At 65.3% G+C, this 7,417-nt stretch carries 6 protein-coding genes and 2 pseudogenes; 4 read left to right on the plus strand and 4 right to left on the minus strand.

The features are described from left to right. The 4 genes and pseudogenes from JNK99_RS01145 to JNK99_RS01160 all read left to right on the plus strand — a co-directional run. Positions 1 to 97 (plus strand): annotated as a pseudogene (locus JNK99_RS01145) (rhodanese-like domain-containing protein); the annotation flags it as partial. A 21-nt stretch (positions 98 to 118) separates the two neighbouring features. Then, positions 119 to 601, plus strand: coding sequence for a hypothetical protein (locus JNK99_RS01150; protein WP_291847400.1), 483 nt, complete (start codon positions 119 to 121; stop codon positions 599 to 601). Positions 602 to 693: 92 nt separating this feature from the next. Beyond that, positions 694 to 1,224: pseudogene (locus JNK99_RS01155) on the plus strand (hypothetical protein); the annotation flags it as partial. Further along, entirely contained in the window at positions 1,199 to 3,025 is a 1,827-nt protein-coding gene (locus JNK99_RS01160) for a cysteine desulfurase (RefSeq protein ID WP_291847414.1), read from the plus strand. The pseudogene JNK99_RS01155 and the gene JNK99_RS01160, both read left to right, overlap by 26 nt. A 316-nt stretch (positions 3,026 to 3,341) precedes the next feature. Here JNK99_RS01160 and JNK99_RS01165 read toward each other — a convergent pair whose 3' ends face one another. From JNK99_RS01165 to JNK99_RS01180, 4 genes are all read right to left on the minus strand, one after another. Beyond that, entirely contained in the window at positions 3,342 to 4,367 is a 1,026-nt protein-coding gene (locus tag JNK99_RS01165; protein WP_291847403.1) for an AI-2E family transporter, read from the minus strand. After that, positions 4,364 to 4,792, minus strand: coding sequence for a transposase (locus tag JNK99_RS01170; RefSeq protein ID WP_291847405.1), 429 nt, complete (start codon positions 4,790 to 4,792; stop codon positions 4,364 to 4,366). The genes JNK99_RS01165 and JNK99_RS01170 overlap by 4 nt, the downstream gene beginning before the upstream one ends. A gap of 70 nt (positions 4,793 to 4,862) precedes the next feature. Next, on the minus strand, positions 4,863 to 5,225 hold the full coding sequence (locus JNK99_RS01175; RefSeq protein ID WP_291847408.1) for a hypothetical protein: 363 nt from the start codon (positions 5,223 to 5,225) through the stop codon (positions 4,863 to 4,865). A 364-nt stretch (positions 5,226 to 5,589) separates the two neighbouring features. Further along, positions 5,590 to 7,417, minus strand: a 1,828-nt coding sequence (locus JNK99_RS01180; RefSeq protein ID WP_291847411.1) for an efflux RND transporter permease subunit, incomplete at its 5' end; no start/stop codon positions are given.

A 7,417-nucleotide genomic window follows, 5' to 3' on the forward strand; every position in this document is an offset into this window, starting at 1 on the left:
TGTCCTGGAAGGCTTCGAGGGAGAAATCACTGCCGACGGACAACGCGGCGCAAGCGGCGGCTGGCGCCACCACGGCCTACCGTGGGTTCAGGACTGACGGTTGCGGAAGAATCGAACAATGAACGCACCGCTTCGTTCCGCCCACGATCCATTGATCGCGGCACTCCGGGGTCTCGACGAAATCGTGCGCGACCTGCGTGCCGCGCGTGAGCGCTGGCGTCTGGCGCAGCAACGCCCACTGGAAACCGGAGGCCGCGAGTTTCCCTCGCGCGAGGCACTGCGCGACATCGTCGAACGGCTGTGCGGTGCGCTTTTTCCGATGCGCCTCGGCCCGCCCGACCTGCAGCAGGGGCACAGCGAGGATTTCCATGTCGGCCATACGCTCGACACCGCCCTGCGCAGCCTGTTCGACCAGGTACGCCCGGAACTGACCCACATTGCCCGTCACGACCCGTTGACCGGCCCCGTGACGATCGAAAGGGATGCCTCGCGCTCGTGCAGCAGTTCGCTGCCGCCCTGCCCGGAATTCGTCTTCTCCTCGACAGCGACGTCGAGGCTGCCTACCGCGGCGATCCGGTGGCGCGCAGCGCCGACGAGATAGTCCTCTGTTATCCGGGCATCCGGGCGATCATCCACCATCGCCTGGCGTACAAGCTGTACCTGCTGGGCGTGCCGCTGCTGGCGCGCATCGGCAACCCGGACTACGGGCTGCTGGCCAACGTCGCCGACACGCAGCGCATCTCGACGCTGACCGGCGCGCCGACGCCGGACGACCTCGACGACCTGCTCACTAAAGTCTGGAAGGAGCCGGCATTCTTCCTGACCCACCCGCTGGCGATCGCCGCCTTCGGCCGTGAATGCACCCGCCGTGGCGTACCACCGCCGACCGTTTCGCTGTTCGGTTCGCAGTTCGTGACCTGGCGTGGCATACCGCTGATCCTGTCGGACAAGGTGCCGGTCGAGCAAGGCAGGACCAAGCTCCTGCTGCTGCGCGTCGGCGACCAGCGCCAGGGCGTCGTCGGCCTGTATCAGCCGGGCCTGCCAGGCGAGCACAGCCCCGGATTGTCGGTGCGCTTCATGGGCATGGGCATCGACCGCAATGCCATCGCCTCCTATCTGATTTCGCTCTACTGCTCGCAGGTCGTGCCTGTGGAAGACACACTGGCCGTTCTCGACGACGTGGAGGTCGACAAGTACCCTGACTATTCGGACACCTACCGCTAATCCGTTGCCCGCCCCGACGGACATTCCGGGATTGCCGGACGAAGCGACACTCGGGCAATTGGCCAGCGAGATCTTCCGGACGCTGCCCGCGGGCAGTCCTGTGGTCACTTGCGTGCCACGCCTGCACCGGCTTCGCGGGTCGCGGTCAGTGACCCGACTGTCGGCGCGACAGTCCGTGGCGCCACCGTCGGCCGGCCAGACATCGCTCGATGCCGCTCCCGGCAGCCGAGCCGGTACCGGAATCCGGGGCTCCCGCAGCCTGCGCGGCAACCCTGCCGACGACCATCCCAGCGGACCTGCCGGCGTACCCGGATCGCCCTACTATTTTCTCGCTGAAGCGGCAGCGCTGTCTGGCACGCACGAACCACCGCTGACTGCTCCCACAGCGGCGGACAACCCCATCGTGGCGCATCCCTTCGAACTACCGGGCGACGCCACACTGCGCCGAGTCCTCGGCGAAATCGCCGGCGAGCGTGTCACGCCGGCCCGTTCGCAACCCCAGCCTCCGGGCAACGGCGGTTTCCACTTCATCGAATCGCGGTTACCGAACGTCGTCCCTCGAGCCGACGTCAGCCGCTTCCCGACCTTCGACGTGCAGACCGTGCACCGCGACTTCCCGATCCTCGCTGAACGGGTGAATGGCAAACCGCTGGTCTGGTTCGACAACGCCGCCACGACAAAAAAGCCGCAGGCGGTGATCGACCGAATGGTGCAGTTCTACCAGCACGAAAACTCGAACATCCACCGCGCCGCCCATGAACTCGTGGCGCGCTTCCTCGGCGCGGCTTCGGAGGAAGAGATCATTTTCGTGCGTGGCGCGACCGAGGCAATCAACCTGGTAGCGAAGACCTGGGGCAAGGAGCACATCGGTAAAGGCGACGAAATCGCCGTCTCGCTGCTCGAACACCACGCCAACATCGTTCCCTGGCAACAGCTTGCCAGGGAGAATGGCGCCCGCATCCGGGCCATCCCGGTCGACGACCAGGGGCAGATCCTGCTGGAGGAATGCCGGCGACTGCTCAACGACCGCACCAGACTGGTCGCCATCAGCCGGATCTCCAACGCGCTCGGCACGGTGACGCCAGTCAGGGAAATCGTCGAACTGGCGCACCGGGCCGGCGCCAGGGTGCTGGTGGATGGCGCCCAGTCGGTTTCGCATAGGCACGTCGATGTGCAGGCGCTGGATGCCGACTTCTTTGTCTTCTCCGGCCACAAGGTGTTTGCGCCGACCGGCATCGGCGTCGTTTACGGCAAGCGCGACCTCCTCGAAGACATGCCGCCCTGGCAAGGTGGCGGCAACATGATCGCCGACGTCACCTTCAAGCGCACCCTCTACCAGGGCGTGCCGGCGCGTTTCGAGGCCGGCACCGGCAACATCGCCGATGCGGCCGGTCTCGGGGCCGCGCTCGACTACGTCGAACGGATCGGCATCGAGAACATCGCCCGCCATGAGCATGATCTTCTCGCCTACGCCACGCAGCGGCTCAAGCCGCTCCCCGGCATCCGTCTGATCGGCACGGCCGACGACAAGACCAGCGTTCTGTCCTTCGTTCTGGCCGGCTACCGTCCCGAGGAAGTCGGCGCGGCACTGAATCAGGAGGGCATCGCCGTGCGCGCCGGCCACCACTGCGTCCAACCGATCCTGCGCCACTTCGACGTCGAAGCGACGGTGCGGCCCTCCCTGGCGTTCTACAACACCTGCGAGGAAGTGGATCTGCTGGTGTCCGTGCTGCAGCGACTGGCAGGGGCAAGGGTCGGGCAGCCAGCAAACGGTCATCGCTGTTGCAGGCAAACCGGGTGATGAAAGCCATGACCGTTTCCCCCGACCTTTCTCCAAACGGAGAGGGAATGAGCACATGACGCAAAAGTTCTTCCCCGCGCCAGCACTGCCGCTCAGAATCACCTTTGACGCCGGATTTAACCGGTAGCTTGCCGGGGCGGCCGGCAAATTCCGGCTAAAGCGTCGCTGGCTCCAGTTCTCCCCGGGAGCCGGCTGCGCCGGATGACCGGGGAGAGCAGGCCGGAGCCGCAGCATGGTCAACAGGTCCGTTCCTGTGCCACGCTCATGTCCCGCGAGCCATCCTGCACTGCCCAAACCGCCCGATTGGCCGCAGGATTCAGATCAACTGCCGGCTCGCCAGTTCGTCCTTGAGCCAGGCATAGCAGATCGGCGCGGCGACCAGGCCGGCCAGCCCGAAAACGCTTTCCATCAGCAGCATCGCGGTCAGCAGTTCCCAGGCTCTGGCATTGATCCGGGCACCGACGATGCGTGCGTTGAGAAAGTACTCGAGCTTGTGGATCAGGATCAGGTAAGCCAGAGACGACACGGCGACGCCGGGAGAATGAGCCAGGCTGATGACGAAGATCACGGTGTTCGAAAGCAGGTTGCCGACCACCGGCAGCAGACCGACGATGAAGGTCACGACGATCATGGTCTTGGTCAGGGGCAGGTGGACGCCGAACATCGGCAGGACGACAGCCAGGTACACGGCGGTGAACAGCGTGTTCAGAGCGGAGATGCGAACCTGCGCGAAGACGATCCGGCGGAAGGCTTCGCCGAGCCGGAAGACCCGCTCCTCGAGCGCGCGCGCCAACGGTCCCGGGCTCCGGCTGGGCCCGGCCTCGCGCAGGGCCACCATGCCGGCAATGACCATGCCGATCAGCACATGGGCAAGCACGTGGCCGGTCTGCTTGCCGATCATCTGCACTTCGGTGGAATGTTCCCGCAGCCACTGGCTGGCACGCTCGCGCAGCGCGTCGCTGCCGCGTGGCAGCAGATCGGCCAGCCAGGTGGGCAGGGTCGACCGCGAACTTTCGATGATTTCCGCCATCTTGGCCAACAGCGCCGCAAGACTGCCCCCCTCGCTGTTGACGAAGGCAACCAGTCCGATGACCGCCGCACTGACCGCACCGAGTACGACCAGGACGACCAGACCCACCGCCATGGCGCGCGCCCGGCTACTCGACAGGTGCCGGGCAAAGACCGGTGCCAGCACGTGCACCAGCTCATAAACCAGCAGTCCGGCGATCAGTGCCGGCAAGAGGTGGGCCACGATGACCATCAACATGGCGAGCACGGCGAGGACCCACGAGGCATGGTCGCTGACAGTCGGTCTGCCGGAATGAGTGCCCTGATCGATCATGGCCGGGCGATCACGCCAAATGCCGAATTACGCACGGCGGGTTTACTCCGTTTTGTGTGGAACGACGGCCATCCGGGCAAACGGCGGGGCGAGCAGATGGGTGAGTTTCCCGGCGACGAGACAGGCATGGCGATGAAATTCTCGACGCGCCGGTGGCCGGGAGCACGGGTTCGCGCTTCCTGCAATGCGCAATTCATGACTTCGGCGCGGCCGTTGTGCTTTCCCGCCTCGAAGCCGCTGAGGATGCCGGTCAGGCGAGTGTTGATCGTTCGGGCAAGACGCTTGAAGGGTTCGATTCGGCACCGGCGGTCCCAACCGGGCCAGCGCTGGCACAGCGGATTGGCTTTGCCAGACGTTGTGGCGGTGGCGTAGATGATGCGCCAGGCGCGGACGGTCTTGAGATCCGATCGCGACAGCCGGCGCATGGTTCGGGTTTGCTGGACGCTCCATTCGGTGGGGTTCTTGTGGCCGGTAGCACACACCTAGGCCACTCTGCTATGCCACGAGCAGTTCGTGCGGACGGGAAGCGGTCTGCTCCCGGACCTCTCCAGGCTCAAAAAACGAAGCAGGGTAAAGAAAGCCCTCGCCGGAATCGTCCACGATCCGCAGCATGCCACGGCTATCCGCCTGGGCGGGGACTTCATGCAGCCGTCCGAGAGTCAGGTCATCGGTCGAGAACTCCCCGAACCCTTCGCGAGATAGACAAACAACGAACTTCATAGCCATTCCCTTATCTTCGGTTGCCCCTTGGCACCACCAGTCAATCTCGGCCCGCACCGTTGTTCCATCGGCAAGCCGGATAGCCGCAATGCCCTTCTTCTTGCGCCAGCAGCCGACACCGCTGCGTTGCCGCAGCATCGCCAGCTCGCGGATACCGCTGCCTTCGGCGATGGTCTCGATACTGGCGATTTTGCCGACGATGCTGAAATCCCGACGATGCTGAAATCCACACGAGAATCCTACTCCAGTTCTTCGGCCCGCATGAGGCTTCGCACACGCGCGCCGGGCCGGGTAAGCGGCGATCGTCCGGACATCGGACGCGACGTCTTGCCCATATCCAGGATGCTGTCAGCGAACCGGGCAACGAAGATGTGGCACAAGCAGTGAGCCTAGACGAGCAGATTGAATGGCTGATCGCACCTTTGATGACGGCCACCCCGACCACCCGCGATGCTCGACTCGGCATGACATGGAGCCAGAGTCCCGCCCTCCCTTCGGCGGCTCACTTCGGCGCGCCAGTGTAGCGCGTACGCTTCGGGAATCGCCAAGGCACCCCGAGGCACTCCCGCAACCGATGCAGCAGAATGTAGAAGACCGAAACGAACGGAATCGCGAGAATGGTCGACACCAGCATCCCGCCGAAGACGACGGTGCCGAGCGCCTGCTGGCTCGCCGCCCCGGCACCCGTGGCGGTGAGCAGCGGCACGACGCCGAGGATGAACGCCAGCGAGGTCATGACGATCGGCCGGAATCGACGGCGCGTCGCTTCGATCGCCGCCTCGGCCGGCGGCATCCCCTCCGCCGTCAGCGTGCGGGCAAACTCGACGATGAGGATGGCGTTCTTGGCGGCGAGCGCGGTCATCAGCACCAGGCCGACCTGGGTGTACAGGTCGACCGGGAAGCGCCGGACGAGCAGCGCAAGCACGATGCCGACGAGCGCCATCGGCACGGTGAGGATCACCGCGGCGGGATCGATCCAGCTTTCGTACTGCGCCGCGAGCACCAGGAAGACGAGGGTGATGGACAGCGCGAACAGGAGGTAGGTCTGCTTGCCCATGAGCTGTTCCTGGTAAGCGAGCCCGGTCCACTCGTAGCTCATGCCCGGCGGCAATGTGCTCGCTGCGAAATCGTGCATCCTGTCCAGCGCCTGCCCCGAGCTGTACCTGGGCATCGGGATGCCGATCAGCGCGGCGGCCGGGTACAGGTTGTAGCGAAAGATCATCTCCGATCCGAGCGCCGGCTGGACGTCGAGCAATGCGCCGAGCGGGACCATTTGCCCCGAGCTGTTGGCAACCGACAGGGTCTCGATGTCCCGCAAGCGGCGACGGTATTCGCCGTCGGCCTGCAGGCGCACCTGGAAACTCTGATTGAACTGGTTGAACGGGTTCACGTAGGTCGAGCCGAGATAGATCTGCACCGTCTTGAACAGGTCGTCGATGGTGACGCCGAGGCTTCTCGCCATCGCCCGGTCGACGTCGAGATAGAGCTGCGGGCTGTCGGCATTGAACGTCGTGAAACCGAGCCGGAGGAAGCCGGGCTCGTCGCCGGCCTGGCGCAGCAGCTCGTTCGTCGCCGCCTGCAGCTGGCGGGCGCCCAGGCTGCTGCGCTCCTCGATCATCATCTGGAAGCCAAACGCGATCCCCAGGCCGGGGATCGGCGACGGCGGCAGGACGCCGAACGTCGCCTGCGGCAGCGCGCGCAACTGCTGCTGCAGGTCGCTGATCAGTTTCAGTTGAGAAAACCCGGCCGGGCGCTTGTCCCAGTCATCGTAGATGACGAAGGTCGTCACGGCGTTCGAAAGCTTGGCCGAATCGAGCGCCGAATAACCGCCGATGGTCACCCAGCCCTTGACGCCGGCCGTCTTCCCGAGCAGGGCATCGATGCTCGAGGCCACCTCGCGAACACGTGGCTGCGAAGCACCCGGCGGAAGCCGGGCGATGACGACGCAATAGCCTTGATCCTCGAGCGGCATCAGCGCCGTCGGGTACACCGCGAAGCCGATGGTGGCGAGACCGACGATTGCGAAGAAAGCACCCGCCATGCGGCGCGGCCGGTGCGCGATCCAGCTCACCATGGCGACGTAGTGGCGCTCCAGAGCGTCGTAGGCGCGGTTGAAGCCGCAGTAGAACCCGTTCGCGCGCTGCTCCGCCGGGCGCGGCTGCAGGTAGAGCGCGCACTGTGCCGGCTTGAGGGTCAGCGCATTGAGGGCGCTGATGAGCGCGGTGGCGGCGATGACCAGCGCGAACTGGCGGAACATCTGGCCGGTGATTCCCGGCAGGAACGAGGCCGGCAGGAATACCGCCGTGAGCACCAGGGTGACGCCGAGGATC

Origin of the sequence: Accumulibacter sp. (genome assembly GCF_016789985.1) — a bacterium.
Lineage (GTDB): Bacteria > Pseudomonadota > Gammaproteobacteria > Burkholderiales > Rhodocyclaceae > Accumulibacter.

Bases quoted from the DNA above. Each gene is read 5' to 3' on its own strand.
- JNK99_RS01150 (WP_291847400.1), top strand. From the start codon at position 119: ATGAACGCACCGCTTCGTTCCGCCCACGATCCATTGATCGCGGCACTC.
- JNK99_RS01165 (WP_291847403.1), bottom strand. From the start codon at position 4,367: ATGATCGATCAGGGCACTCATTCCGGCAGACCGACTGTCAGCGACCAT.
- JNK99_RS01170 (WP_291847405.1), bottom strand. From the start codon at position 4,792: ATGCGCCGGCTGTCGCGATCGGATCTCAAGACCGTCCGCGCCTGGCGC.
- JNK99_RS01175 (WP_291847408.1), bottom strand. From the start codon at position 5,225: ATGCTGCGGCAACGCAGCGGTGTCGGCTGCTGGCGCAAGAAGAAGGGC.